We start from the raw sequence: 25,927 nt of genomic DNA, 5'->3' as shown, positions 1-25,927 counted from the left end.
CCGCGCGGACGATTTCGCGTATGGTGTCGAAGGCGGGCATCTCGTTGGCTGGCCACGCCGGCGTGGCGGCCTTGGTCATTGACATGTCTCCGGCCTCAGCACGGCGGGCTGCCGGGCCCGCCGCGCGCCGGACGCGGCTTCACCGGCTGGGGGTTGCGGCTGCGGATCGGCCGCAGACGGGCAGGGATGGGGGTCATACGGTCTCTCGCCTGGATCGTCGCCGCACCGACGCGCCGCAGGGTGGGGCGATAGGCGGGAGGGCTCGAGGGCGTCAATCACGGTCCGGAAATAACTGTCTCGAGGCGGCGAAGACCTGATCGCACGGGCTGGTTGCGCGCGGCGGACCCATGAGTTAGGCGAGCCTTGTAGGGTTCGAATCCGAGTGGGGCAACCGGTAACCGCGCCGCCCGCTCGCGGTCGAATGATAAGGCCTGTCGGGGGATGGCTAGGGTATGGTGAGAACGTGACCATTGTGCAGCTTTGAGTATGCGGGCGCTCCAGCCCAGTATGCGCCACACCGGCGCTTGAGGTCCGTTTGTGGGCGCGGCGCTCTCACCGGACGATGAACCCCCGAGGCATTCAGTGAAGCTATTCGTTACAGGCGCCTGCGGGTACAAGGGCTCCGTCCTCGTCCCGAAGCTGATCGCGGCGGGCCACGAGGTTATCGCCTTCGACATTCAGTGGTTCGGCAATTTCCTGCGGCCGCATCCGAGCTTGACGGTGATCAAGGGAGATGTCCGCAATCCTGAGGCGTACGATCTCACCGGCGTCGACGGGGTGATCCATCTGTCGAGCGTGGCCAACGACCCATGCGGCGACCTCGATCCCAAGCTCACCTGGGAAATCAGTTGCCTGGCTACCATGCAGCTCGCCGATCGGGCGCGGCGCCAGGGCGTCAAGCGCTTCATCTACGCCTCGTCCGGCAGCGTCTATGGTGTGAAGGACGAGGACCAGGTCACCGAAGATCTGGAGCTGCTCCCGATCTCGGAATACAACAAAACCAAGATGTGCGGCGAGCGGATTTTGTTGTCCTACAGCGACGACATGATCGTCCAGATCGTCCGCCCAGCCACTGTCTGTGGGTTGTCGCCCCGGATGCGCCTGGACGTTTCGGTCAATATGCTGACCGTGCAGGCGCTCGACAACGGCCGCATCACCGTGTTCGGCGGCGACCAGACGCGGCCGAACATTCACATCGACGACATCACCGATCTCTACGTCTTCCTGCTGGATCATCCGGAGCACACCGGCGTTTACAATGCAGGGTTCGAGAACCTGTCGATCGGCCAGATCGCCGACCTGGTGGCGCGTCACGTTTCCGCCGAGGTCGTGGTGACGCCTTCGAACGATCCACGCTCCTATCGGGTGAATTCGGATCGGTTGCTGGCGACCGGGTTCCGCCCGAAAAAGACGGTGGAGGACGCGATCAAGGAGATCGTCGGCGAGTACCGGCAAGGTTCCTTGCGCAGCGAACCGCGGTGGAACAATCTCGCCTGGATGCAATCCCACGTCGCCGAAGTCAGCAAGGTCGCATGACGAGCGTCGCCGACTGGCCCGTCCTCGTCACCAGGGGGCAGCATTTCCGCGCATGACCGCTCCGCGCTTCCTGGTCCTGGGATCGAACTCCTTTTCGGGCGCGACGTTCGTCGACTTCGTCGCAGGCCAGGGCCACGAGGTGCTGGCGACCAGCCGCTCGCCGGAGCCGCACGACGCCTTCCTGCCCTATCGCTGGCGCGACCACGAGTGCCGCGTCCGGTTCCAGCGCCTCGACCTCAACCACGACCTCGACGACCTCGACGCCCTGATGCGGGCCGAGCGCTTCACCCATGTGGTGAACTTCGCCGCCCAGAGCATGGTCGGCCAGAGCTGGCAGAACCCGGACCACTGGATGATGACCAATGTGGTCTCCACGGTCAGGCTGCACGACCGCCTGCGCGCCCACGACAGCCTGGAGCGCTACGTTCACGTCACCACCCCGGAGGTCTATGGCTCCACCGAGGGCTGGGTGAAGGAGGACGCGCCGTTCAATCCGTCGACGCCCTACGCCGTCAGCCGCGCGGCCGGCGACATGAGCCTGCGGACCTATTTTTCCCACTACGGATTTCCGGTGCTGTTCACCCGCGCGGCCAATGTGTTCGGGTCGGGCCAGCAGCTTTATCGGATCATTCCCCGCACCGTTCTGTCGGCCCTCGCGGGCAAGCGCCTGACCCTCGACGGCGGCGGCAAGTCGGTGCGGTCTTTTATCCACATGACCGACGTGGCCGACGCGACCCTGAAGATCGCCGTGCAAGGCAGGCCCGGCGAGTGCTATCACATCTCCACCGACCGGATGGTCTCGATCCGTGAGCTGGTGGAATTGATCCTCGACCGCCTGGGCAAATCCTTCGCCGACAGCGTGGACGTGGGGCCGGAGCGGCCGGGCAAGGACGTGGCCTACCGGCTCGACTCCAGTAAGCTGCGGACCGAACTCGGGTGGAAGGACATGATTTCGCTCGAAGCCGGCGTCGAAGACACCATCGCCTGGGCGCGCCGGTTCGAGACGGCGCTGTCGGGCATGAATTGGGATTATGTCCACAAACCCTGAGGACGGAGGACCGCGCCGATGAACGCCCCCATCCCGGCGATCGACGGCGAACGACTGAGGGCGCAAGCCGCCAAGTTGCGCGGCCGCATCATCGAGATGTGTCACGCCGCCAGCTCCGCCCATCTGGGCTCTTCGCTGTCCTGCGCCGACATCCTCACCGTCGCCTACTGGGACGTGCTGAATATCGACCCGCGCCATCCGGACGATCCCCTGCGCGACCGTTTCATCCTCTCAAAAGGCCACGCGGCCATGGCGATCTACGCCACTCTAGCCCTGCGCGGCTTCTTCCCCGAGGCCGAGCTCGACACCTACAATACCGACGGCGGGCGGCTGGCCGAGCATCCGCCCGCCAACCAGCTGCCCGGCGTCGAGGCCGCGACCGGCTCCCTTGGGCATGGTCTTCCCCTTGGCAACGGGTTCGCCCTTGCGGGCCGGATCAAGGGCGAGGACTTCCGCGTCTACGCGCTGCTGTCCGACGGCGAGAACAACGAAGGCTCGGTCTGGGAGGCTGCGATGTTCGCCGCCGGCCAGCATCTCGAAAACCTCTGCGTCATCGTCGATTACAACAAGTGGCAGGCCACCGACCGCTCCAATGAGGTGATGGCCCTGGCCCCGCTGGCCGACAAATGGCGGGCCTTCGGCTGGGACGCCGCCGAGGTCGATGGGCACGACGTGGAGGTCCTCGCGCGCCTGATGCGCAACGTGCCCAACGGTTCGGGCAAGCCGGTGGCGATTATCGCCCACACGGTGAAGGGCAAGGGGGTCTCCTTCATGGAGGACGACAACAACTGGCACTACCGGGCGCCGACCGCCGAAGAGGTCGTGCTCGCGCGCCGGGAGCTGGGCCTCGCATGAGAAACGCCTTCGCCGACGAGATCACCAAGCTGGGCCGGGAAGACCCGCGGGTCGTCATGCTGTCGGGCGACATCGGCAACCGGCTGTTCGACAAGTTCAAGGCCGCCCAGCCCGAGCGGTTCTTCAACTGTGGCGTCGCCGAGCAGAACATGACCGGCGTCGCCACCGGCATGGCGATGAACGGCCTGCGGCCGTTCACCTACACCATTACCCCCTTCGCCACGACCCGCTGCCTGGAGCAGATCCGCACCGACGCTGCCTACCACGAGGTCCCGGTGACCATCGTCGCCGTCGGCGCGGGCCTGGCCTATGCGGGCCTCGGGCCGACCCATCACGCCTGCGAGGACCTCGCGCTGCTGCGGGCGATCCCCAACATGCTGGTCATCGCCCCGGCTGACGTCTGGGAGGTGCGCGCGGCCCTGGGCGCCGTGCTGCAGCAGGATCGGCCCGCCTATATACGGCTCGGCAAGAAGGGCGAGCCCGTGGTCCACAAGGGCCCCTTGCCGGACTTCCGGATCGGCAAGGCGATCACGGTGGAGGAGGGCTCCGACGTCTGTCTGCTTTCCACCGGCAACATGCTGCCTGAGGCTCTCAAGGCCGCGGAGGCGCTCAGGGCGCAGGGCGTCTCGGCGCGGGTGGTCAGTTTCCACACCGTCAAGCCGCTCGACGAGGCCTGCCTCGGCGAGGCGTTCGCCGGCTTCCGGCTGGTGGCGACCGTGGAGGAGCATTCCCGTATCGGGGGCTTCGGCTCGGCTGTCGCGGAATGGCGTGTCGACAGCGGCATGGCTGCCGGAGCCCGGCTCCTGCGCTTCGGAACCCCCGACGCCTTCTTCAAGAAATCCGGCGAGCAGGAATATGCCCGCGAACAGCTCGGCCTGACCGGACATCAGATGGCCGATGCGATCGCAAGCGCCCTCGCCTAATTCCAAGCGCCTGGAGCAGCCTGATGAAAACCGAAGCCTCCCTGCTGGGGGAGCCGGGCAAGGCCCTGGTGCTGGCGCAGATCGAGATACCGGCCCTAAAGCGGGGCCAGGTGCTGGTCCAGATCGCCTACTCCGGCGCCTGCGGCACCCAGGTGATGGAGTGGCGCGGCGACAAGGGGGAGGACAAGTGGGTTCCGCACTGCCTGGGCCATGAGGGCTCCGGGGTCGTGCTGGAGACGGGCCCCGAAGTCGCCAAGGTCAAGCCGGGAGACCAGGTCGTGCTCTCCTGGATCAAGGGCCATGGCGTAGAAGCCGGCGGCGCGGTCTACGACTGGGACGGCAGGCAGGTGAACGCCGGCGGGGTCACTACCTTCCAGCGCCACGCGGTGGTCAGCGAGAACCGGCTGACCCCAGTTCCCGCAGGCCTTCCGCTGGACGCCGCGGTCCTGCTGGGCTGCGCCGCACCCACCGGGATGGGGGCGGTCTTCAACGTCCTGCAGCTCAAGCCTGGCGCCACGCTGGCGATCTTCGGAACCGGCGGCATCGGCCTCAACGCCTGCATGGCCGCAGCGATTGGCGAGGCGGCGACGGTCATCTGCGTCGATCCGAACCTTGAGCGCCGCGCGCTGGCCGAGGCCTTCGGGGCGACGCATGTGGTCGACCCGGGGGAGGGCGACCCGGTGGCGGCGATCCGCGGTCTCGTGGCCGGCGGGGTCGACCTGGCGGTGGAGGCGACCGGCCTGCCGGCGGTGATGGAGCAGGCGGTCAACGCGACGCGCCCGCAGGGCGGCCGCGCGGTGGTGATTGGCAACGCCAGGCACGGTTCGGTCCTCACGCTCGACCCGGGCGTCTTCAACCAGGGCAAGAGCCTGATGGGCACCTGGGGCGGCGACAGCGCGCCGGACCGCGACTATCCGAGGTTCGGCGCCATGCTGGCCTCGGGCCGCTTCGACCTCAAGCGCCTGCTGTCCAAGCCCTATGCTCTGGCCCAGGCGGACGAGGCGCTGCAGGACCTGGCGGCGGGTCGGGTCGGCCGCCCGCTGATCGACATGAGCCTGTAGGCCGTGCGCATCGGCCTCGATTTCGACAACACCATCGCTTGTTACGACGGCGTTTTCCATGCTGCGGCCGTGGAGCGCGGCATGATCCCCGCCGAGGGCGTCGCCACCGACAAGGCCAGCGTTCGCGACTATTTGCGAAGCCTCGGGCGCGATGCCGACTTCACCGAGCTGCAGGGCTACGTCTACGGTCCGGGCATGAAACATGTCGGCCTTTTCGATGGCGTGGAGCGTGCGCTCTCCGAGCTTTGCGCGGCGGGACACGACCTGTTCATCATCAGCCACAAGACGCGGGTCCCATTCGCGGGACCGCCCTACGACTTGCACCGCCATGCCCATGCCTTCCTTGCGGCCCGCCGATGGGCCGACAGCTGCTTCGGCAACAGCCGGGTCTTCTTCGAACCGACGAAGGAGGAGAAGGTCGCCCGCGTGCGCGCGCTCGCCTGCGAGGTGTTCATCGACGATCTGCCGGAGATCCTCGCCCTTGAGGGCTATCCGCCCGGCCTGCGCAAAATCCTGTTCGATCCGGAGGGACGTTATGTCGGCCCCCTCGAGTCCTGCCGCGACTGGCGTACGATCGCCGCTACGCTTCTCGGCGCCTGCGCGCCATGAAGGACGATCGCCTCGTCGGCTTTCTGAAGATCGCCCGGCGGCTCGCCGTTGACGCCGGCCGGCCTCCACCGCAGGCCTTGGAGCCGCTTTCGGGCGGGCGAAACAACCGGGTGTTCCTGGTCCGTGCGGACGACGCGAGCCACTTCGTCCTGAAGGTCTACCATTCCGATCCGCGCGATCCTCGCGACCGGCTGGCCCACGAGTGGGGCTTCCTGGTCCACGTCCGCGGCCAGGGCGTCCTTTCGGCCCCGGAGCCCCTGGCTTTCGACCCGGGCGCCCACGCCGCCCTCTACAGCTATGCGCCCGGCCGCAAGCTCTCGGCCGACGAGATCGAGCCACGCCATGTCGATGCGGCCCTCGACTTCGTTCGGCGCATCAACGTTCCCGGAACCATTGCCCACCTGCCGGAGGGCTCCGAGGCCTGCTTCAGCCTCGCCCAGCACCTGACGACCGTCGAGCGCCGGATCAACCGGCTTGGAAACCTCGACCCCGCCGCACCGGCGCAAGTCGCCGCCCGCGCGTTCGTCCAAGAGGACCTCTGGCCGAGCTGGGCCGTGGTCCGCCGGCGGATCGAACAGGACGCGGAAAGGCTCGGGATGTCCTTGGACGCGCCGCCTGCGCCAGGAACGGTGATCGCCTCGCCATCCGACTTCGGCTTCCACAACGCACTCGTGGATGGCGACGCCGTCACCTTCATCGACTTCGAATACGCCGGCCGGGACGATCCCGCCAAGCTCGCCTGCGACTTCTTCTGTTGTCCCGAGGTCCCGCCGCCGATCACGGAATTCGACCGCTTCGTCAATGGCCTCGTCACTGGCGACGACGCGGCGCGATGCCGCCTCCTCCTCGACGCCTATCGGCTCAAGTGGGCGTGCATCGTGCTCAACGACTTCTTGCCGCTCGGCGCCGACCGTCGGGCCTTCGCCGACCAGCGCCGGACGGCGGAGCGCTGCGAGGCGCAACTTGCACGGGCGCGATCGATCGTCGATCTGGTCGAAACTCAGCCCTGAAGATGGAGTAGATTCGTTGGCCCACCGAGAATTCGTCAGCCTGGTCCACAAGTCGACCCAGCGCGACTACCTGCAGCGGGTCAACGAGGTCGACAAGGCCTCCGTGGCCGAGGTCGCGATCCGCTACGACAAGGATTACTGGGACGGCGATCGCCTGCACGGCTACGGCGGCTACCGCTACGACGGCCGCTGGCGCAAGGTGGCCGACGCCATGATCGCCGCCTACGGCCTGAAACCGGGCATGCGGGTGCTGGACGTGGGCTCCGGCAAGGGATTCCTGCTGCACGACCTCGCCGAGGCCCTGCCGGGTCTGGAGGTCGCGGGCCTGGAATATTCCCGGTACGCCATCGACCACACGCTGGAGACGGTGAAGCCCTTCATCCGCCAGGGCGCCGCAGCGCGCCTTCCCTGGCCCGACGGCCACTTCGACCTGGTGATCTCCATCACCACCCTGCACAACCTCTACAACTTCGATCTCTGGGACGCCCTGCGCGAGATGCAGCGGGTCTCGAAAAGCGCGAAGTTTTTGTGCGTCGAGGCCTATCGCAACGAGCGCGAGAAGATGAACCTGATGTACTGGCAGCTCACCTGCCGCATCTTCCACACGCCCGCTGAGTGGGAGGCCGATTTCCGTCTGACCGGATATACCGGCGACTACGAGTTCATCTATTTCGAATAGGCGACAGCCGAGGATGCTGATGACCGCCGCAACGCCGATCAAACGGATCGGGGTCATATCGGGCGTGGCGAACGAGCTCGCTGTCTTCCTGCCCGGCCGGCCCCGCAGGTCGCTTGGAGCCGGCGCGCTGGCCGTTCAGCAGGCCGCCTACGCCGGCAAGGAAGTCTATATGCTCTGCGCCGGCATCGGGAAGGTGGCGGCCGCCACGGCGGCGGCCACGCTCCACGCGCGTCATTCGGTCGACCTGCTGATGGTGGTCGGCACGGCGGGAAAGATCGGCGCCGTCGACGGCGACCTGTTCAACGTGGTCGAAGCCGTTCAGGCCGACTACGGCGCGCAGCGCGCGGATGGGCTGGTGCGTTACATGCCGGGCGCGATGCCGGTCGGGCCGGCGGACGTGCAGGCCTTCCGGGCTTTCGAGGTTTCGATGCCGGACCTGCCGTCCGCGCGGATCGCCACCAGCGATCTTTTCATCGAGTGCGACATCCATGCGGGCAAGGTTCGTGACGGCCTGTCCGCGACCCTGGTCGACATGGAGACCGCCGCCGTCGCCCAGGCGGCGGCGCTGCTCGGCATAGGCTGGGTGGCGATCAAGGCGACGACGGACGGCGCGGACGGCGAGAGCGCGGCTGCGTTCTTCGCCAACCTGGACGCGGCGGCGCGTTCCGCGGCGGAGGCGGCCAGGCGGCTGATCGACAGGTTGTAACTCCGGCTTCCGCCCTGTCGGCGCCTTGGGCCGCCTCGCCGTCAGGCGCCCGGACGGCGATCGTCCACGCCGAAACTGAGGCGCAACGTCGCCAGGCTTGTCTCGCGGATCGCGTCGACGTCGGTCTCCGGGTCGACCAGCCACTGCATGGATAGGCCGAACACCAGGCAGCCGATCATCATGGCGGCCGCCTCCGGGGCGATCTCCGGACGTATCGCGCCCTCGTCCTGGCCTTTCCGGACCCAGGCTTCCAGGCGGCGCTCCACGAGCGCGTGCTGGGCGGCGAAGGGAGAACGCAGCTCGCTGGCGTCCGCGACGGCGGAGGACAGCAGCCGCAGATAGGCCTGGGCCTCGCCTTTCAGCGACAGGTCGCGGAGGCAGAAATCGACATAGGCCAGCATCGCGTCCAGGCCTGGAAGGTGGTCGATCCCCATCTTGGCCAGCTTGGCTTCCTGGCGCTGATAAAGATGCGCCAGGACCGCCTCGATCAGGCCCCGCTTGGAGCCGAAGCGCTGACTCGCCAGGCCCCGGCTGAAGCCGCCCGCACGTCCCACTTCGTCGAACGTCAGGGCCCCGACGCCCTTATCGCCCATCACGGCTATGGCGGCCTTGAGCAGCCCCTGCTCGGAGTCGCCCCGACGCTTTGCCTGCGAGCGGCGGGGAGAGATTGATCTGCAGGTCGGCGCCGTCACGATCCCAGCCTATTTATTTGTTGGACGACAAACAAGCTGGTGCTACCGATTTTACGCCGTCGCCCAGCGCCAAAGAGGTTCCTGTGAGTATCCCCCAGAGTGTGGCCAACACCATCGTCGACCCCAAGGCTTACGCCGACGGCGGTCGCATCGACGAGGCGTTCACCTGGCTGCGCCGGGAGGCGCCCCTGGAGCAGGCGGAGCCCGAGGGATACGACCCGTTCTGGGTGGTGACCCGGCACGCGGACATCATGGAAGTGGAGCGTCAGAACGATCTGTTCAACAGCGGCGGCAGGCCTGTAACGCTGCAGACGCAGGCGGCGCGCGAAACCATGGAGCGGTCGCCGGAAACCGCTTCGATGATCCGCTCGATGGTGCAGATGGACGGCCCGGAGCACCTGGCCTACCGCCGCCTGACCCAGGGCTGGTTCGTGCCTCAGAACCTGCGCGGGCTGGAGCCCCGGATCCGGGAGATCGCGCGAACCTCCATCGACAGCATGTCCGCGTATGGCGGCCGTTGCGACTTCGCCCGCGATGTCGCGCTGCTCTATCCGTTGCGCGTCATCATGGAAATCCTGGGCGTGCCGCCGGTTGACGAGGCGCTCATGCTGAAGCTCACGCAGGAGGTGTTCGGCCCCAGCGATCCCGACATGAACGCCTCCGGCCAGGCCGTCCTCAGCGCCGAGGACGCTGCGAAAAACCTGCGCCAGGCGATGATGCAGTTCATCTCCTACTTCAACACCATGACGGAAGACCGGCGTCGAAAGCCCCTGGAGGACGTGGCTTCGGCCATCGCCAACGGCCAGATCGACGGCAAGCCGATCGGCCACGCCGAAGCCATGGGCTATTACATCATCACCGCGACCGCGGGGCATGACACCACCTCCAACACCACCGCTTCCGCGCTGTGGGCCTTGGCCGAGCGTCCGGAACTGCTGCAAAGGCTGAAGGCGGACCCGTCGCTGATTCCCGGCCATGTGGAGGAGTCGATCCGGTGGGCCACTTCTGTAAAGCACTTCATGCGCGGCGCGACGCGGGACGCCGAACTGGGCGGGCGCAAGATCGCCAAGGGCGAATGGCTGATGCTCTGCTATCCCTCGGCCAACCGGGACGAGGCGGTCTTCGACGACCCGTTCCGCTACGATGTCGAACGGACCCCCAACCGGCATCTTGCGTTCGGCCACGGCGCCCACGTTTGCCTGGGGCAGCATCTGGGCCGGATGGAGATGCGCATCTTCTGGGAAGAACTCCTGAAGCGGTTGGACGAGGTGGAGCTCGATGGATCTCCGACCTTGAGCGTGGCCAACTTCGTCTGCGGTCCCAAGACTGTGCCGATCAAATACAAGATGACGTAGTCCCGGATCCACCATCCGGGCCGCCTTGGCGGGGCCCGGCGGAATGGCGCCCAAGCTCGGCGCCGCCAACGGGTTGATCCCGTATCTGCATGTCAGGTGGTCAGCACCACCTTGACGCAATCGCCGCGGTGCTGGGCCGCGACGGCCTCGTTGATCGCAGCGAGGGGAAAGGTCCTGACCAGCTTTTCCAGGGGCAGGCGGCCCGCACGCCAATGCTCGATCAGCTGCGGCAGAAAGACCGCCGGCTCGCTGTCGCCCTCGATGACGCCCCGCACGGTTTGGCCCATCATCAGCAATGTCCGGAGATCGCCCGGCACGGGCGCGTCCGCGGGCGGCACGCCGACAATGGCGAGCGCACCTTTCGAGCCCAGGGACTGCATGGCGGCGGCCAGGATCTCCGGCCGTCCCGTGGTGTCGAGGGCGTAGTCGACGCCGTGGGGTTCAATCGCGCGGATCGCGGCGGAAAGCTCCACCTCGGCCGCAGGATCGATCGCGTGGGTGGCGCCCAGCTCCAACGCCAGGGCCCGGCGCGCGGCGTGCGGCTCTACGACGATGATCTGGCTGCAGGCCTGGATCGCCGCTCCCATCACCGCGGCGAGGCCGACGGTTCCGCCGCCCAGGATCAGGATCGACGAACCCGCCTTGGCCGCCAGCGCCAGCATCACCCCCCCGGCCCCGGTCTGCACGCCGCACCCGAGAGGCGCGGCGAGGTGGAAGGGCATGTCGTCCGGGAGCTTCAGCACATTGCGCTCGTAGGTGATCGCGTAGGTTGCGAACGACGACTGGCCGAAGAAGTTGGACGAGACGGGCGTTCCGTCCTGGCTCAACGCCTTTGACCCGTCGGGCCGCGCGCCGGCGAAGTTGAGGAGATGCATGGAATGACAATAGGCCGGATCGCCGCCCCGGCATCGATTGCAGTCGCCGCATGAGCGGAAGGTGACGGCCACCCGGTCGCCTGACGCGACGGCGGTGACCGCCGCGCCCACCGCATCGACCACCCCAGCGCCTTCGTGGCCCAGCACCGCCGGAAAGGAGAAGCCTATGCCGCCTTTGCGGGCGACAAGGTCGGTGTGGCAGATGCCGACCGCAGCGATCCGCACCCGGATCTCATCCGGTCTGAGATCCTCGAGGTCGACCGTTTCAAGGGTGAAATCCGCACCGGGCGCGCGGGCGAGAGCGGCGGTGATCTGCATGGGCGGTCCTGTTAGCGGTTGGGGGTGGGATTTCGGCCAGGCGGCGTGCTGTTCTTGAGCTCGTTCCGCAGACGTAAGATGAGCTTTCGCCAAGCGGGTCTGACCTGGCAGGATTAGCATGCGCTGGGCGCGTCGGCGCAACAAACGCGAGAATCTCCTGGTCGCGTCTGCACGAACGTTCCCAGGATGGCGGCCCGCCCGTGGCGACCCCGTCTGACGACTACGGTGGCGTGCGCCGTGGCCGCCTTCGTCAGGCCGTCCTGAAGTATCCCGAAGCAATCGCTTCCGACCGGGAACGGCGACGCCTTTCCGTACCCAGATGGGGATGGAAGACCGGCGGCTCGCCGTCTAAAATTCCTGACAGACAGCGGCCGATGCTGAATCATCAGCATCGGCCGGCCGCCTTTTTGGCGGAGATGTCCAAGATTCCTGGGGTTACCGCTGGTTTATGACTTTCCGGACGGCGTGAAGGCGGTCGAAGTTTCGAAGCGCATCGTCGCGCCTCGCCTCGGCAGCGGCGACAGGGAGCCGCGGCGCGAAGCCGGCGCCTCCGAGTGAGCGCGTTGCGGAGATCCCGTTCATGAAGCCCATGGGCCCGGTCAGCCGGTACACGGAGATCCTGCTGGAGACGGCGCGGGAGAACGGCCTGGATCTCGGTGCGATCTTTGGCGACGAGCCGGTGTTTTCGACACAGGGCCGGAAGCCAAAGTGGAGCGGCCGTCACCTCTTATCGGCGTCAGTCAGACTAAAGCAGGCGCTTGGGGACGAATTCTGGGGCCTGCTTGGCGACTCGCAGGCGCCGGTAGGCACGTTTCGATACATCTGCGACGTCTCGACCCTCTGTAATACGCTCGAAGACGCCCTGCATTTTGCGTACAGACTGTATTCCTTGATTACGCAGGACGTGGAATTTCATCTCGACGTCGAAGGCGACGTGGCCATCATCAGAATGGAATTGCCTGGCTGTCACGTGCGTCGGCGGGAATTCCTCTTTGAATGGTGGCTCTGGCTTTGGCATTTCATCGCGCAGTGGCTGGTCGGCTCGGAAATTGAACTATTACGCGCAGACTTCCCACATGCCGCGATTGCAGATCAAGAATACTATGCATCTTTTGGATCAAACTGTTGCTTCCAAAGCAACTCTGCGAAAATCACTTTCAATAAATCTGTCTTAAAAAGGCTGGTTGTCCGCACTTCTGCCGACGTCGCGGCTATGCATAGACGGAATGTCATCTCGCTCAGCACCCCGGATATTGTCAGAAGCTGTCGAACGCTGGTGACGGCCTCGCTGAAGGACCGCCTTGAAAAGACCGGCGCCCTGCCGACCCTCCAGGAGATCGCGCGTGAACATGGGGTATGCGATCAGACCCTGCGCCGTCGCCTGCAGGCTGAAAACACCAGCTACCGGGCGTTGAAGGCGCAAGTGCGCAGGGACCTGACGCGGCGTTATATGGGCAAGGACGGCGCGCCCCTGAGCGAGGTCGCGGCCAGGGCGGGATTTTCCGACCCGAATGGGCTCAGTCGAGCCATACGAAGCTGGTCTGGAATGGGTGTGAAAGAGTACCGTCGATCGCTCGTGGAAGCGTCGTCGGACTAATTTAGCTCACCGGCAAGGGGGCGCTCGCCGCCTATTTCGACGCCAAGGACACCTTCATCCGCACGCGGGCGGGCTGGAAGTTCCATACCCGCCGCGGGTACGGGCGCTTCCGCGCCTCGGACGTGGGCTCGACCACCCTGCTCAAGGGCGGGGCCGCGGCGGCGGGGAAGATGCGCGAAACCTTGGGCCGCTGGGCGCGGTGTCGCCAGCGCTCCAGGCAAGCCCCGTAGGTGGAGGCGCAAGCGGTCCGCTCGGCGCCGCCGCTCCTCCATGGGTCATAATTGGCAGCAAAAGATGTAACAATTTGGCGTGGACGCGCGCAGGCGCCATCTTATTTTACAGAGAACTTCGACGCATTCGCTGAGTATTTGACCTCGATAATAACGGGTAATACATTGTGACGTCATCACTATTTTATGCTGAGTTGCAAGTATGTGGATCGGAAAGTAAGTTGTCGTCCGACTCTCGACTTCGTGTTAAACGGGCGGGCATGCTGAGTCAAAGCCGAGCCGATAGTGGGGGACGAGCTGTTGGTCCAGAGGCGGGCGGCGTGACATGGGCAATCTGAACCGGACCGCCGTCGCCGGCATTGGCGAGACGGACTACTCCAAGGACTCCGGCCGCAGCGAGCTGCGCCTCGCCGCCGAGGCTAGCCTCGCGGCCATCCGCGACGCGGGCCTCAGCCCCTCGGACATCGACGGCATGGTGACCTTCGCCATGGATTCCAACGATGAGCTGGAGCTGATGCGTTCGCTGGGGGTGACCCACCTGGGCTGGGCGGCGCGGACGCCGTTCGGCGGGGCTGGGGCCAATGCGACGGTGCAGCTGGCTGCGTCGGCGGTGGCGTCCGGGGCGGCCAAAGCCGTGCTGGTCTACCGCGCCTTCAACGAGCGTTCGGGCCGCCGCTTCGGCCAGCCGAACCCGGCCGGCGGCTATGGCGGCAGTCCGGGGCGGGCGGATTTCCACGCCGCCTACGGGCTCGACACCCCGGCGAAGATCTACGCGCTCTGGTATCAGGTCTACATGCAGCGCTACGGGGTCACCAACGAGGACCTCGGCCGCTACGTGGTCCAGGCCCGCCAGTACGCGGCCACCAATCCCCGCGCCTGGTACTACCAGCAGCCGATCACCCTGGACGACCACCAGGCCTCGCGCTGGATCGTCGAGCCGATCCTGCGCAAGCTCGACTGCTGCCAGGAGAGCGACGGCGGCTGCGCCCTGGTGGTGACCTCCCTGGAACGCGCCCGCGACCTGAAGCAGCCCGTGGTCCGTGTCCTGGGCGCGACCCAGTCGCACGCGCGCGGCAGCTTCATCATGCACAACTACTACAAGAGCGATCTGGCCGAGCAGGACGAGATGAAGGCCCAGGGCCAGATGCTCTGGAACACCACCGGCCTCAAGCCTGCCGACATCGACGTGGCGATGATCTACGAGAACTTCTCGCCCGTGGTGCTGATGAGCCTGGAGAGCCACGGCTTCTGCAAGCCGGGCGAGGCCAAGGACTTCATCGCCGACGGCCAGATCGGCCCGGGCGGCGCGCTGCCGGTCAACACCAACGGCGGCTTGCTGGGCGAGGCCTACATCCATGGGGTGAACAACATCCTCGAGGGCGTGCGCCAGGTCCGCGGAACCGCCGCCAACCAGGTGCCCGGCGCCGAGACCGCCTTCGTCTCCGCCCGCCACAGCGCCATCATCTTCGGGCCCGACGGCTGACGCCGCTCACGCCTCAGTCTCCGGAACTCTCCAGAAAGGAAAGGGCCATGGGCGCCCCCCAGACAACCAGCGCCTTCCGCTGGGACGATCCGCTTGACCTGGCCTCCCGGCTCTCGGACGAGGAGCGGATGATCGGCGAGACGGCGCGCGCCTACGCCCGCGAGCGGCTGCTGCCCCGCGTCGTCTCGGCCTATGCGGAGGAGCGGTTCGACCGCGAGATCATGACCGAGATGGGCGCCCTGGGCTTCCTGGGGCCGACCCTGCCCGAGACCTACGGCGGGGCGGGGGTCAATCACGTGGCCTACGGCCTGATCACCCGCGAGATCGAGGCCGTCGACAGCGGTTACCGCTCTGCGATGAGCGTGCAGTCCTCGCTGGTGATGCATCCGATCTACGCCTTCGGCTCGGAGGCGCAGCGCCGCCGCTACCTGCCCGGCATGGCGCGGGGCGAGATCATCGGCTGCTTCGGTCTGACGGAACCCGACGGCGGCTCCGACCCCGGCGGCATGCGGACCACGGCGCGCAAGGCCGCCGGCGGCTATGTGCTCAACGGCGCGAAGATGTGGATCACCAACTCGCCCGTCGCCGACGTCGCCCTGGTCTGGGCCAAGCTGGAGGGCGTCATCCGCGGCTTCCTGGTCGACCGGGGCGTGGAGGGATTTGCGACCGCCAAGATCCCCAACAAGCTCTCCCTGCGGGCCTCTGTCACCGGCGATATCGCGCTGAACGACGTCTTCGTCTCCGAGGACGCCATCCTGCCGGACGTCTCGGGCCTGCGCGGGCCCTTCTCCTGCCTGAACAAGGCGCGCTACGGCATCGCCTGGGGCGCCATGGGCGCGGCCGAGTTCTGCCTCCACGCCAGCCGCGACTACGTGGCCGGCCGCAGCCTGTTCGGCCGGCCGCTGGCCGCCCGGCAGCTGATCCAGAAGAAGCTGGCCGACATGCAGACCGAGATCGCGCTCGGCTTCGAAGGCGCGCTGGCCCTGGGCCGCCAGCTGGACGCCGGCGTCTGGGCGCCGGAGGCCATCAGCCTGATGAAGCGCAACAACTGCGGCAAGGCGCTGGCCATCGCCCGGGAAGCCCGCGACATCCACGGCGGCAACGGCATCTCGGGCGAGTACCATGTGATGCGCCACGCCGCGAACCTGGAGACGGTCAACACCTACGAAGGCGCGCACGACGTGCACGCCTTGATCCTCGGCCGGGCCATCACGGGCGAGAACGCATTCTGAGGAGCTGCAGATGAGCGGGATTGCGAGGCGGCGCCTGGCCGTCACGGTCGCGCCGGTCGCCGGCGACACGGCGCCGCGCGCGGAGATCTCGGTCCTCGTCGTCACGCCGCCGCCCGAGCGGCTGGCGCCGGAGCCGGCGGTGCTGTTCTGTATGCCGGGCGGCGGGCTCGCCAAGGAATACTTCGACCTGGACGCCGAGGGCGACCGGTCGTTCAGCTTCGCGGAGGCCATGGCCGAGCGCGGCCATATCACCGTGGCGCTGGACCATCCCGGCATCGGCGACAGCAGCAAGCCGGAGGACGGCTTCCTGCTGCACCCGCAGGCCGTGGCCGCCGCGGACGCGGAGGCCGTCGCGCGGGTGAAGGACATGCTGCGCCGGGGGCTGGAGGATTTTCCGCCGCTGCCGTCGTTCCGGTCGATCGGCGTCGGGCACTCCATGGGCGGAATGCTGACCGGCTGGGCGCAGGGGCAGTTCGCGCCCTACGAGGCGGTGGCGATCCTGGGGTCGGGGCCGCACGGCCTCGTGCAGCATCTGCCGGAAACGCTGCAGTCGCTGGCGGGAGATCCCGAGGCCGCCAGCCGCGAGCTGGTCCCGCGCCTGCGGGCGCTAGGCGGGCCGCCCTACCGCAAGCTGGTGCGCACGCCGCTCACCGAGACGGTGTTCTTCCAGGGCGACCCGCGCGGCCTGCAGGCCATGCGGCGGGCCACCACGCCGCTGATCGTGGTCTGCGGCTCCTTCTCGATGACGCCCGCGTCCTGGACGCCGCAGGCGGCCAGGATCGGCACGCCGGTCCTGCTGGTCTACGGCGACGCGGACATCTGCACCGAGCCGCGCTCCGTGCCGGCGTCCTTCCCGGCGTCTCCCGAGATCACGGTGAGCGTCATCCCGCAGATGGGGCACTGCCACTTCGTCTATCCGACGAGGGACCAACTGTTCCGCCGCGTCGCGGCCTGGATCGCCGGCCTGCCGTCGGCGTCCGGCGAACCTGATTGAGTCGCCGACATAGCGCCGCCTTTCCGCGCCCGCCTGTCGCTCCGGAGCTTCAGTCCCGCTGGTAGGCGGGCGCCGTGTTGTGGCGGAGCTGGTTGAACGGCATCTCGCGGTCGAAGGTCGCGTCGCGCGGAAGGCCGAGCAGCCGCTCGGCGACGGCGTTGCTCTGCATTTCCGCCGTGCCGCCGCCGATGCTGTGGGTCATGACGCGGAGCAGGCCCGTCCGCGGGCCGCCCGCTGCCGCCGGGGCGGCCACCCCTTGCGGCCCGGCGAGTTCCGACACCAGGGCGGTGCGCCGGGCCGCGATCTTGCCGCCCATCAGCTTCAGCAGGGCCGCGGAGGCGCCGGGAATCGCGCCGCTGCGCAGGCCGGCGCCGATCCGCTTCGTTGTGAGCGTCTGCACCGCGTCCAGCACCCAGGCCTCGCCGACTAGCTGGCGCGCGTGGCTGTCGTTCGCCCGGCCGGCCTCGCGGACAAGCTCCATCAGTCCGGTGGCCAGTTCGAGATGCTGCGCGGTCGCCGCGCGTCCCAGGCCGATGTGCCAGCCGCGGCCGACGCCGGCGCGCTCGTTCACCATCAGCGTGGTGGCCACCAGCCAGCCGCCGTTCACCTCGCCGATCACATCGTCGTCGGAGATGGCGACGTCGTCGAGGAACTCCTGGCAGAAGTCGCCCCCGCCATCGAGGAGCTTCAACGGCGTCACCGTCAAGCCGGGCGCGTGCATGCTGACGGCGAACAAGGTCAGGCCGGCGTGTTTCGGCACGTCCGGGTCGGTGCGCGCCAGGCAGATCGCCATGTCCGCGACGTTGCCGCCGGTCGTCCATACTTTCGAGCCGTTGAGCGCCCACCCGTCGGCGGTCCGGGTCGCCCGCGTCAGAAGGCCCGCGAGATCGGATCCGCCCGAGGGCTCCGACAGCATCTGGCACCACACCTCGTCCCCGCGCAGGACCGCGGGGATGTATCGCCGCTGCACATATTCGCTGCCGTGCGCCAGCAGGGTGGGGACGACGACGTTGAAGGCGACGCCGAAGGCCCACGGCAGCCGATAGGGCTGGGCCTCTTCCAGGAAGATCCGCTCGTAACGGGCGTCGAGGCCCTGTCCGCCGTATTCCTTGGGAATGGTGATGCCCGCCAGGCCGCCGTCGAACAGCGCCCGCTGGATGCGCCGGTCCTTGGCCACCAGCTCCGGGTCGTCCCAGTCGAGAATCGGCTCCTCCGGCAGGCGGGGGGGCAGGCGCTCGGCCATCCACGCCCTCGCCCGCAGCCGGAATTCGTGCTGGTCCTCGCCGTCGAGGTGCTCGCTGTCGCGCTGCGCCATGTCGTTGCTCCTCACAGGCCCGCCAGAACGCACAGGCGTTCCTGATGCGCCGCGGGCGTTCCCCAAAGCGCCTCGTTCGAGACCGCCCGGCGGAGATAAAAGTGGAGGTCGTGGTCGTAGGTCATGCCGATGCCGCCATGGATTTGCAGGCAGTCGCGGATAGTCTCGGTGGCCGAGCGGCCGCCGTGGCTCTTCGCCACGCTGACGGCGATGGCGGCGTCGGCCGCCGCGTCCTGCGCCGCCCGGGCCGCATAGGCCGCCGCCGCCTTGGCGCCCTCCAGCCACGTGGCATGGTCGGCGAAGCGGTGCTTGAGCGCCTGGAACGATCCGATCGGACGGCCGAACGCCACCCGGTCCCTGGCGTAGTCCAGGGTGAACTCCAGCGTCCGGTCGACGACGCCGACCGTCTCCGCGCACTGCAGGGCGAGCGCGATCTGCAGCTGGCGCTCCACCTGCGCGGCCGCGCCGCCAGGCGCGCCGACCAGCGTATCGTCCGCCAGCCGCACGTCGTCGAAGCGCACTTCGGCCAGGCTGCGGCCGAGGTCGAGGGTCTCGAGCGGGATGATCGTCACCCCCGGCGTCGTCGCAGGAATGAGGAACTGGGACACGCCCTCATCCCCCACCGCCGTGACCAGGAGGTGGTCCGCCACCTGCGCGTCCTGCACATAGGACGCCGCGCCCTGGAGAACGAAGCTTCCCCCGGCGGACCGCGTGGCGCGGACCCCGCTGGGCTCGACGCCGGACGAAGCGCCCGGACCGGCGAAACACCAGGCGGCCACCAGCTCGCCGGCGGCCAGCCCGGGCAGGAGCGCCTGGCGCTGCGCCTCGGAGCCTGCCGCGGCGACGGCGGACGCGACCACGTTGACCGGCAGGAACGGGCCCGCGAACACCACCCTTCCCAGTTCTTCCGCGATGATGGCCGCATCGACGACACCCTGTCCCGACTCGGCCATGCCGCCATGATCCTCGGGAACGAACAGCGAGAGCCAGCCGAGTTCGGCGCCCTGGCGCCAAATGGCGCGGTCGAAGCCGGCGGCGTCGTCGACCAGCCGACGCAGCGCGCCGATGGGCGACCGCTTTTCGAGGAAGCGTCGGGTGGTCTCCTGCAGGAGCCTCTGGTCTTCGGTGGCGGCGATGTCCACGATCTTCCTCCCCGTCTGTCGCAGGACCGTAATGGACCGAGGATTTTCCCTCAACCGGCTCGGCGCCTGAAACCGAACATGCCTTGGTTCGATAACGCCGCAACCGACCCTGCACAATCGGTTGGCGCGCTCCAAAGCGGCCGGCGTGACAGAGTCGACCAGGGAGGCGTCGGCGTACATTGGGGTGGCGGGCGGCGATCGTTCGAGGAAGAGCCGGTGCAGGCCTGCCGCCGGGGCGGCCTCAGATGCTCACCTGGGTCCCCATCTCCACGACGCGGCCGGGCGGAATCTGGAAGAAGTCGATGGGGTCGGCCGCGTTCTTCGAAAGCCACATGTAGAGCCGGTCCATGCCGGGCGGCAGGGAGGAGTGGGCGCTGCGCACGAACGTGCGGCGGCCGACGAAGAACGACGTGCTCATGATCTCCATCCGGACGCCGCGCCTGCGCAGCGCCGCCAGGGCGCGGGGCACGTTCGGGGTCTCCATGTAGCCGTAGGTCAGGCGGACGCGGATGAAATCCGGCGACAGCTGTTCGATCTCGGCCCGCTCGTCCTCGGCGATGCGCGGCGTGGGGCCGGCCTCGACGCTGACGATCAGGTTGGACTGGTGCAGCACCTTGTTGTGCTTGAGGTTGTGCAGCAGCGAGCCCGGGGTCCGCGAGGCGTCGGACGTCAGGAACACCGCCGTGCCCGGCGCCCGGAAGACGGATCGGGAGGCGAGCAGGGGCAGCATGTCTTCGATCGGCGGCGTATCTTGCTCGACCTTCCTGCGGATGAGGTCCGAGCCCCGTGTCCAAGTCACCATCAGGAAGACCAGCGCCGCCCCGATCGCCAGCGGCACGAAGCCGCCGGAGAATAGCTTCAACGCATTGGCTCCAAGGAAGACGACGTCGATGGCCAGCAGCGGCGCGATCAGCGCCAGGGCGCCCCACATCGGCCAGCGCCACTGGCGCGTGACCACGATGAACGCCAGCGACGTCGTCACCACCATGGTTCCGGTCACCGCCAGGCCGTAGGCGTGGGCCAGGTTGCTCGACGACTTGAAGATCCCGATCAGCAGCACCACGCTGATGGCGAGCAGCAGCGCGATCTGCGGAATGTAGATCTCGCCGGCCTGGGTCTCGGACGTCCGCAGGATAGTCAGGCGGGGCAGGTATCCCAATTGAATCGCCTGGTTCGTCAGCGAGAATGCGCCGGTGATCACCGCCTGGCTGGCGATCACCGTCGCCATCGTGGCCAGCACCACCATCGGAACGCGCAGCGCGACGGGGATCATCTGAAAGAACCAGTCGGCGTTCTCCACCGCGCCGCCGTGGGCGAGAGCGATCTGCTGCAAGGCGAAGCCGCCTTGGCCCAGGTAGTTGAGGACCAGCATCGGCAGGACGAAAAACAGCCACGACGCCTGGATCGGCCAGCGCCCGAAATGGCCCATGTCCGCGAACAGCGCTTCCGCGCCTGTGACGGTCAGGAACACCGATCCGAGTACGAAGAAGCCGACGGCCTGGTGATGCAGCAGGAACAGGATCCCGTGGTGCGGGCTGATCGCCGTCAGCACCTGCGGCTGCGAGACGATGTGCGGCAGCCCGATCCCGGCGATGGCCACGAACCAGACGAGGCAGATCGGCCCGAACCAGCGGCCGACGCCGCCGGTCCCCCGCGACTGGACCAGGAACAGCCCGATCAGGATCGCGATGCTGGTCCCGATCACCACCCCTTCGGTGACGTGGTTCGCCAGGGCGGGCACGGATCGCAACCCCTCGACCGCCGAGAGCACCGAGATCGCCGGGGTGATCACGGCGTCGCCGTAGAACAGCGCCGCGCCGACCACGCCCAGGCCGAAGATCAGCGGCGTCCGGCGGCCGACCGCCGCCTCCGACAGGGCGGCGAGGGACAGGACGCCCCCCTCGCCGTTGTTGTCGGCGCGCATCAGGAACAGCACGTACTTGACGGTGACGACCAGGATCAGAGCCCAGAGCGCCAGCGACACCACGCCCATCACCGCCTCGGTCCGCACGCCGCCCGCCTGCCCGAGCGCCTCGCGAAAGGCGTAGAGCGGACTGGTGCCGATATCGCCGAAGACGACGCCGACGCTGCCGAGTGCGAGGGTCCAGAAGCGGCCACGCCCTCCACCACGCGTCAGGGCCGTTTCACCTTGAGCCTCAGCCATGGAGATATGCGCCCGACGACATTGCCGCCTTCTAGCTCGCGGCGCGCGGAACATGCATAAGGCGCCGCACCGGGTCCAGTATTTATTGTTTTCTATTTGAATAAATGCAGTTTATTGGCGTCTGTCGCGGTCTTCGTCTTTATATCTCCTTTACATCCGCCAACCATTACGAACGGAGCCTTTGCGCGCCGGCCTGCTAGTCCTCCGGGCCCCACCGGGGGACAAGCCATGCTTGACATCGTCTTCCTGCTGCTGGGCGCCGGGGCCTTGGCTCTGTTCGGCGCCTATGCCTACGCCCTGCTCCGCCCGGAGAAGTTCCGATGACCGCGCAAGGCTGGACGGAAATCGTCCTGACCATCGCCTCACGGTCGCGCTGGCGTGGCCGCAGGGCGTCTATCTCGCGTGCGTCTGGCAGGGCGAGCACCTGGCTCGACCCGGTGCTGCGCCCCGTGGGGCGGCTGATCTACGCCCGTTGCGGCGTCAAGGCCGACGAGGGCCAGAACCGGGTCGCCTACGCCATGAGCATGCTGGCGTTCTCCATCGCCAGCTTCGTCGTGCTCTACCTGATCCTGCGTTTCCAGAACCCGCCGCTGAACCCGCAGGGGGTCGCCGGCCTGTCGCCGCACGTGGCGTTCAACACGGCGGTGGGTTTCGTGACCGAGACCAACCTCGCACTGGACGCCGCCTTCCAACCGGCTCAGCCTTGATGCGATGACCCAGGACGAGCCCCGCAGGCCTGACCCCGACGCCATGCTGGCGGCGTCGCGGCACCGCCTCGGACGGCTGAAGGTCTTCCTGGGAATGTCGCCAGGGGTGGGCAAGACCTACGAAATGCTGCGCGCGGCGCGCCGCCGCAAGGCGGAGGGCGACGACGTCGCCATCGGGGTCGTCGAGACCCACGGCCGCAAGGAGACCCAGGCGCTGCTGCGCGGGCTGAAGGTCCTGCCGCGCAAGCCGATCGATTACCGCGGCCGCACCCTGATGGAGCTCGACCTGGACGGGGCGCTGGCCCGCAAGCCGCAACTGCTGCTGGTGGACGAATACGCCCACTCCAACGCCCCCGGTTCCCGTCATCCGAAGCGCTGGCAGGACATCGAGGAACTGCTCGACGCCGGAATCGACGTCTGGACGACCCTGAACGTCCAGCATCTGGAGAGCCTGCTGGAGGTGGTCTGGAAGATCACCGGCGTCCGGCAACGCGAGACCGTGCCGGACTCGGCCCTGTCCCGCGCCGACGAGATCGAGCTGATCGACATCACGCCCAGCGGGCTGCGCGAGCGGATGGCCGAAGGAAAGGTCTACCTGGGCGAGACCGCCCAGGTCGCGGCGGATCGGTTCTTCAAGGTCGAGAACCTCACCGCCTTGCGCGAGCTGGCCCTGCGGCGGGCGGCCCAGACCGTGGACGTCCAGTTGATCGGCGCCATGCGCCGCGCGGGCGTCGAGGGCCCCTGGGCGGCCGGCGAACGGATACTGGTCCTCGTCGGGCCGGACGCCATGGCGGGCGCCCTGGTGCGGGCCGGCAAGCGCCTGTCGGACATGATGATGGGCGCGCTCTGGACGGTGGCGCACGTGGAGCGCCCGAACGCCGCCCCGCCGACCGCCGCCGGGTCGCAGCGGCTGCGAGACGCGCTCAAGCTCGCAACCCAGCTCGGCGGCGCGGCGGTGACCCTCACCGGGGACGACCTCGTGGGCTGCGTCCTGGCCTATGCGGGCCGCAACAACGTGACCCAGATCGTGGTCGGCAAGACCTTGAGGCGCAGGCGCCTGTTGGGGCGCGACCTGATCCGGGCGCTGCTCGACGAAGCCCACGGCGCGGCGTTGCATGTGATCACCCAGTCGGCGGAGCCCCATGCGCCGGAGCCGAAGCCGCGCCTGATTTGGCGGGACGCGCCCTGGAGCGGCCATCTCGCCGCCCTGGCCGGCGTGGGCGTCGCCGGCGTCGTCGCCGACCTCGTCAACCAGCGGGTCGAGAGCGCCAACCTCGCCATGGTCTTCATGCTGAGCGTTCTGGCCTCGGGACTGATGTTCGGCCTCTGGCCGGCGGTGACGGCCGCGGCGGGCGCCGCCTTTGTGTACAACTTCTTTTTCCTGGCGCCGCGGCTGACCCTCTACATCGGGCACGCGGCCGACGTGTTCACCTTCACGGTGTTCTTCGCGGTGGCGCTGGCCACCGGCTGGCTGACCGGCCGCGTGCGCGACCAGCAGCGCAGCGCCTCGCGGCGCGCCTCGGCGATCGCCGCCGTCCTGTCCGCTACCCGCCGGCTTTCCGCCGCCGCCCAGGCGCAGGAGGCGGCGACCGCGCTCGCCGAACAGCTCGCCGCCGCCACCGGCGGCAAGGCCGTCGTCCTGGGGCCCTCGGGGGGCGATCTGAAGATCATGGCCGCGTCGCCCCCGCTCGAGGCTCTGTCCGCCGGCGACATGGCCGCTGCGCGCTGGTGCTGGGAGAAGGGGGAGGCGGCCGGCGCCCTGCCGACCGCCGCCTGGACCTTTCGGCCGTTGCAGGGCGTGAGGTCGGTCTCCGGCGTCGCCGGCGTCGAATCCCTGGCGGTCGCGACGGACGAGGGCGAGCGGTTCGTCGCCGCCCTGCTCGACCAGGGCGCGGTCGCGCTGGAGCGCGCGGAGCTCGCGGCTGCGGCCGCCGACGCCGAAGCCCTCCGGCGCACCGATCGCCTGCGCGCGGCCCTGCTCAACTCCGTCAGCCATGACCTGCGCACGCCGCTCTCCACCGTGCTGGGCTCGACGACGACTTTGATCGACTACGAGGACTCCCTGCCGAAGGAGGTGCGCAGCGACCTCCTCGTGTCCATCCGCGAGGAGGCCGAAAGGCTCAACCGCTATGTCGGCAACCTGCTGGACATGACCCGCCTGGAAGGCGGCGGGCTGAACATGCGCGCCGACTGGGTGGACGTCCGCGACGTCCTGGTCGCCGCCGCCGACCGCGTCTCGCGCCGGCTCGGGCGGCGGCATGTCGAGCGGGACTTTCCCGCCGAGCTGTCCTTGGCCCACCTCGACCCGCACCTGCTGGAACAGGCCGTGGTCAACATCCTGGAGAACGCCATCGCCTACAGCCCCGACGGCGCCGCCATCGAACTGGCGGCCTACGAGGACCGTTCCAACGTGCTGATCAGCATCGAGGACGAGGGCAAGGGCATCCCGACGGCCGAGCTGGCGCGGGTGTTCGAGAAATTCCACCGGATGGAGGAGCCCAGCGACCGCACCAAGGGCGTGGGCCTGGGGCTCTCCATCTCCAAGGGATTCGTCGAGGCCATGGGGGGGCGCATCGCCGCCGCCAGCCCGATCCACGGCGATCACGGGACGCGGGTGGTGATCAGCCTCCCGAAAGCGCCTCGAACGCCCGGGTTGAATCCATGAGCCGTCATCCCTGCGTGCTGGTCATCGACGACGAGCCGCAGATCCATCGCTTCCTCCGCGCGGCGCTGGTGGCCGCAGGCTTCGAACCCCTGCGGGCGGACAGCGGCGGGGAGGGGCTGCGGGAGATCGCCCGCGCCGCGCCGGCGGCGGTCGTGCTCGACCTCGGCCTGCCCGACATGGACGGCAAGCAGGTGCTGGCCCGGGCGCGGGAGTTCTACCAGGAGCCGGTCATCATCCTGTCGGCCCGCGACCGGGAGACCGAGAAGATCGAAGCCCTGGACCTGGGCGCCAACGACTACGTCGAGAAGCCCTTCGGGCTGGGCGAGCTGCTGGCGCGGCTGCGCGCGGCGCTGCGCGCCCGGTCCCATTCGGCGAAGCCGCCGCCCGTCATCCGCGCCGGCGGGCTGACGATCGATTTTCCCAGGCGTCTCGTGTGTCGCGACGGAGAGCCCGTCCACCTGTCTCCCAAGGAATACGACCTGCTCACCAGGCTGGCCCAGAACGCCGGCAAGGTGATGCGGCACCGGGAGCTGCTGCTCGCCATCTGGGGACCGGCGCACGTGGACGACACCCAGTACCTGCGGGTGTTCATCGGCCAGCTTCGGCAGAAGATCGAAGGCGACGCCTCCACGCCCCGGGCGGTCCTGACCGAACCGGGCGTCGGCTACCGGTTCATTGCGGACGAGCCGGAAGCGCCTTCCGGCTGACGCCGACCGGCGGATGCGACCGCG

The 25,927-nt window shown here is 68.2% G+C and carries 22 protein-coding genes; 17 read left to right on the top strand and 5 right to left on the bottom strand.

Annotated elements, in window-relative coordinates:
- Window positions 1–582: 582 nt before the first annotated feature.
- From VGL30_RS12760 to VGL30_RS12720, 9 genes are read left to right on the top strand one after another with little or no spacing between them, the layout of a single operon-like run.
- The gene (locus tag VGL30_RS12760) at window positions 583–1,536 is read left to right on the top strand and encodes an SDR family oxidoreductase (protein ID WP_331540375.1); all 954 of its coding nucleotides are present in this window, start codon (window positions 583–585) and stop codon (window positions 1,534–1,536) included.
- Between the two features lie 52 nt (window positions 1,537–1,588).
- The gene (locus tag VGL30_RS12755) at window positions 1,589–2,584 is read left to right on the top strand and encodes a GDP-mannose 4,6-dehydratase (protein WP_331540374.1); all 996 of its coding nucleotides are present in this window, start codon (window positions 1,589–1,591) and stop codon (window positions 2,582–2,584) included.
- A gap of 18 nt (window positions 2,585–2,602) precedes the next feature.
- On the top strand, window positions 2,603–3,439 hold the full coding sequence (locus VGL30_RS12750; RefSeq protein ID WP_331540373.1) for a transketolase: 837 nt from the start codon (window positions 2,603–2,605) through the stop codon (window positions 3,437–3,439).
- On the top strand, window positions 3,436–4,362 hold the full coding sequence (locus VGL30_RS12745; RefSeq protein ID WP_331540372.1) for a transketolase family protein: 927 nt from the start codon (window positions 3,436–3,438) through the stop codon (window positions 4,360–4,362). The genes VGL30_RS12750 and VGL30_RS12745 overlap by 4 nt, the downstream gene beginning before the upstream one ends.
- A gap of 23 nt (window positions 4,363–4,385) precedes the next feature.
- Window positions 4,386–5,423, top strand: coding sequence for a zinc-binding dehydrogenase (locus VGL30_RS12740; protein ID WP_331540371.1), 1,038 nt, complete (start codon window positions 4,386–4,388; stop codon window positions 5,421–5,423).
- Between the two features lie 3 nt (window positions 5,424–5,426).
- Window positions 5,427–6,032: a hypothetical protein gene (locus VGL30_RS12735; RefSeq protein ID WP_331540370.1), complete on the top strand. Its 606-nt coding sequence runs from the start codon at window positions 5,427–5,429 to the stop codon at window positions 6,030–6,032.
- Window positions 6,029–7,042 carry an aminoglycoside phosphotransferase family protein gene (locus VGL30_RS12730; RefSeq protein WP_331540369.1) on the top strand — a complete coding sequence of 338 codons (1,014 nt, stop codon included), beginning with the start codon at window positions 6,029–6,031 and terminating at the stop codon, window positions 7,040–7,042. Before VGL30_RS12735 ends, VGL30_RS12730 begins: the two co-directional genes overlap by 4 nt.
- Window positions 7,043–7,058: 16 nt before the next feature.
- On the top strand, window positions 7,059–7,721 hold the full coding sequence (locus VGL30_RS12725) for a class I SAM-dependent methyltransferase (protein WP_331540368.1): 663 nt from the start codon (window positions 7,059–7,061) through the stop codon (window positions 7,719–7,721).
- Window positions 7,722–7,740: 19 nt separating this feature from the next.
- Window positions 7,741–8,427 carry a hypothetical protein gene (locus tag VGL30_RS12720; RefSeq protein WP_331540367.1) on the top strand — a complete coding sequence of 229 codons (687 nt, stop codon included), beginning with the start codon at window positions 7,741–7,743 and terminating at the stop codon, window positions 8,425–8,427.
- Window positions 8,428–8,468: 41 nt separating this feature from the next.
- Here the strand turns inward: VGL30_RS12720 and VGL30_RS12715 are convergent, their stop codons facing one another.
- Window positions 8,469–9,119 (bottom strand): TetR/AcrR family transcriptional regulator, encoded by a 651-nt coding sequence (locus tag VGL30_RS12715; RefSeq protein ID WP_331540366.1) that lies wholly within the window; start codon window positions 9,117–9,119, stop codon window positions 8,469–8,471.
- A gap of 83 nt (window positions 9,120–9,202) precedes the next feature.
- On the opposite strand from VGL30_RS12715, the gene VGL30_RS12710 reads away from it, so the two are divergent.
- A complete protein-coding gene (locus tag VGL30_RS12710; protein ID WP_331540365.1) occupies window positions 9,203–10,474 on the top strand; it encodes a cytochrome P450 in 1,272 nt (423 codons plus the stop codon).
- A gap of 92 nt (window positions 10,475–10,566) precedes the next feature.
- Here the strand turns inward: VGL30_RS12710 and VGL30_RS12705 are convergent, their stop codons facing one another.
- On the bottom strand, window positions 10,567–11,667 hold the full coding sequence (locus VGL30_RS12705; RefSeq protein WP_331540364.1) for an NAD(P)-dependent alcohol dehydrogenase: 1,101 nt from the start codon (window positions 11,665–11,667) through the stop codon (window positions 10,567–10,569).
- A gap of 580 nt (window positions 11,668–12,247) precedes the next feature.
- On the opposite strand from VGL30_RS12705, the gene VGL30_RS12700 reads away from it, so the two are divergent.
- From VGL30_RS12700 to VGL30_RS12685, 4 genes are all read left to right on the top strand, one after another.
- A complete protein-coding gene (locus VGL30_RS12700; RefSeq protein WP_331540363.1) occupies window positions 12,248–13,264 on the top strand; it encodes an AraC family transcriptional regulator in 1,017 nt (338 codons plus the stop codon).
- Between the two features lie 555 nt (window positions 13,265–13,819).
- Entirely contained in the window at window positions 13,820–14,977 is a 1,158-nt protein-coding gene (locus tag VGL30_RS12695) for a thiolase C-terminal domain-containing protein (RefSeq protein ID WP_331540362.1), read from the top strand.
- A 47-nt stretch (window positions 14,978–15,024) separates the two neighbouring features.
- On the top strand, window positions 15,025–16,209 hold the full coding sequence (locus VGL30_RS12690; RefSeq protein WP_331540361.1) for an acyl-CoA dehydrogenase: 1,185 nt from the start codon (window positions 15,025–15,027) through the stop codon (window positions 16,207–16,209).
- 10 nt (window positions 16,210–16,219) lie between these two features.
- The gene (locus VGL30_RS12685; protein ID WP_331540360.1) at window positions 16,220–17,203 is read left to right on the top strand and encodes an alpha/beta hydrolase; all 984 of its coding nucleotides are present in this window, start codon (window positions 16,220–16,222) and stop codon (window positions 17,201–17,203) included.
- A 49-nt stretch (window positions 17,204–17,252) separates the two neighbouring features.
- On the opposite strand, the gene VGL30_RS12680 is transcribed toward VGL30_RS12685, so the two are convergent.
- The 3 genes from VGL30_RS12680 to VGL30_RS12670 form a co-directional block, all read right to left on the bottom strand.
- Window positions 17,253–18,518, bottom strand: coding sequence for an acyl-CoA dehydrogenase family protein (locus VGL30_RS12680; RefSeq protein ID WP_331540359.1), 1,266 nt, complete (start codon window positions 18,516–18,518; stop codon window positions 17,253–17,255).
- 11 nt (window positions 18,519–18,529) lie between these two features.
- Window positions 18,530–19,660 carry an acyl-CoA dehydrogenase family protein gene (locus VGL30_RS12675; RefSeq protein WP_331540358.1) on the bottom strand — a complete coding sequence of 377 codons (1,131 nt, stop codon included), beginning with the start codon at window positions 19,658–19,660 and terminating at the stop codon, window positions 18,530–18,532.
- 241 nt (window positions 19,661–19,901) lie between these two features.
- Window positions 19,902–21,824 (bottom strand): potassium transporter Kup, encoded by a 1,923-nt coding sequence (locus VGL30_RS12670; RefSeq protein ID WP_331540357.1) that lies wholly within the window; start codon window positions 21,822–21,824, stop codon window positions 19,902–19,904.
- A 320-nt stretch (window positions 21,825–22,144) separates the two neighbouring features.
- Between VGL30_RS12670 and VGL30_RS12665 the strand changes: the two genes are divergently transcribed.
- From VGL30_RS12665 to VGL30_RS12655, 3 genes are read left to right on the top strand one after another with little or no spacing between them, the layout of a single operon-like run.
- The gene (locus tag VGL30_RS12665) at window positions 22,145–22,531 is read left to right on the top strand and encodes a potassium-transporting ATPase subunit KdpA (protein ID WP_331540356.1); all 387 of its coding nucleotides are present in this window, start codon (window positions 22,145–22,147) and stop codon (window positions 22,529–22,531) included.
- Between the two features lie 4 nt (window positions 22,532–22,535).
- The gene (locus tag VGL30_RS12660) at window positions 22,536–25,196 is read left to right on the top strand and encodes a sensor histidine kinase KdpD (RefSeq protein ID WP_331540355.1); all 2,661 of its coding nucleotides are present in this window, start codon (window positions 22,536–22,538) and stop codon (window positions 25,194–25,196) included.
- Window positions 25,193–25,903 (top strand): response regulator, encoded by a 711-nt coding sequence (locus VGL30_RS12655; protein WP_331540354.1) that lies wholly within the window; start codon window positions 25,193–25,195, stop codon window positions 25,901–25,903. Before VGL30_RS12660 ends, VGL30_RS12655 begins: the two co-directional genes overlap by 4 nt.
- Window positions 25,904–25,927: the final 24 nt, after the last annotated feature.

The sequence above is a fragment of the Phenylobacterium sp. genome (genome assembly GCF_036502675.1).
GTDB lineage: Bacteria > Pseudomonadota > Alphaproteobacteria > Caulobacterales > Caulobacteraceae > Phenylobacterium.
The sequence above is the reverse complement of the archived record's forward strand: the minus strand, read 5'-3'. Positions and strand labels throughout refer to the sequence as shown.

Bases quoted from the DNA above. Each gene is read 5' to 3' on its own strand.
- VGL30_RS12755 (WP_331540374.1), top strand. From the start codon at position 1,589: ATGACCGCTCCGCGCTTCCTGGTCCTGGGATCGAACTCCTTTTCGGGC.
- VGL30_RS12670 (WP_331540357.1), bottom strand. From the start codon at position 21,824: ATGGCTGAGGCTCAAGGTGAAACGGCCCTGACGCGTGGTGGAGGGCGT.
- VGL30_RS12750 (WP_331540373.1), top strand. From the start codon at position 2,603: ATGAACGCCCCCATCCCGGCGATCGACGGCGAACGACTGAGGGCGCAA.
- VGL30_RS12680 (WP_331540359.1), bottom strand. From the start codon at position 18,518: ATGGCGCAGCGCGACAGCGAGCACCTCGACGGCGAGGACCAGCACGAA.
- VGL30_RS12685 (WP_331540360.1), top strand. From the start codon at position 16,220: ATGAGCGGGATTGCGAGGCGGCGCCTGGCCGTCACGGTCGCGCCGGTC.
- VGL30_RS12740 (WP_331540371.1), top strand. From the start codon at position 4,386: ATGAAAACCGAAGCCTCCCTGCTGGGGGAGCCGGGCAAGGCCCTGGTG.
- VGL30_RS12720 (WP_331540367.1), top strand. From the start codon at position 7,741: ATGACCGCCGCAACGCCGATCAAACGGATCGGGGTCATATCGGGCGTG.
- VGL30_RS12730 (WP_331540369.1), top strand. From the start codon at position 6,029: ATGAAGGACGATCGCCTCGTCGGCTTTCTGAAGATCGCCCGGCGGCTC.
- VGL30_RS12660 (WP_331540355.1), top strand. From the start codon at position 22,536: ATGACCCAGGACGAGCCCCGCAGGCCTGACCCCGACGCCATGCTGGCG.
- VGL30_RS12655 (WP_331540354.1), top strand. From the start codon at position 25,193: ATGAGCCGTCATCCCTGCGTGCTGGTCATCGACGACGAGCCGCAGATC.
- VGL30_RS12690 (WP_331540361.1), top strand. From the start codon at position 15,025: ATGGGCGCCCCCCAGACAACCAGCGCCTTCCGCTGGGACGATCCGCTT.
- VGL30_RS12695 (WP_331540362.1), top strand. From the start codon at position 13,820: ATGGGCAATCTGAACCGGACCGCCGTCGCCGGCATTGGCGAGACGGAC.
- VGL30_RS12665 (WP_331540356.1), top strand. From the start codon at position 22,145: ATGACCGCGCAAGGCTGGACGGAAATCGTCCTGACCATCGCCTCACGG.
- VGL30_RS12700 (WP_331540363.1), top strand. From the start codon at position 12,248: ATGAAGCCCATGGGCCCGGTCAGCCGGTACACGGAGATCCTGCTGGAG.
- VGL30_RS12705 (WP_331540364.1), bottom strand. From the start codon at position 11,667: ATGCAGATCACCGCCGCTCTCGCCCGCGCGCCCGGTGCGGATTTCACC.
- VGL30_RS12745 (WP_331540372.1), top strand. From the start codon at position 3,436: ATGAGAAACGCCTTCGCCGACGAGATCACCAAGCTGGGCCGGGAAGAC.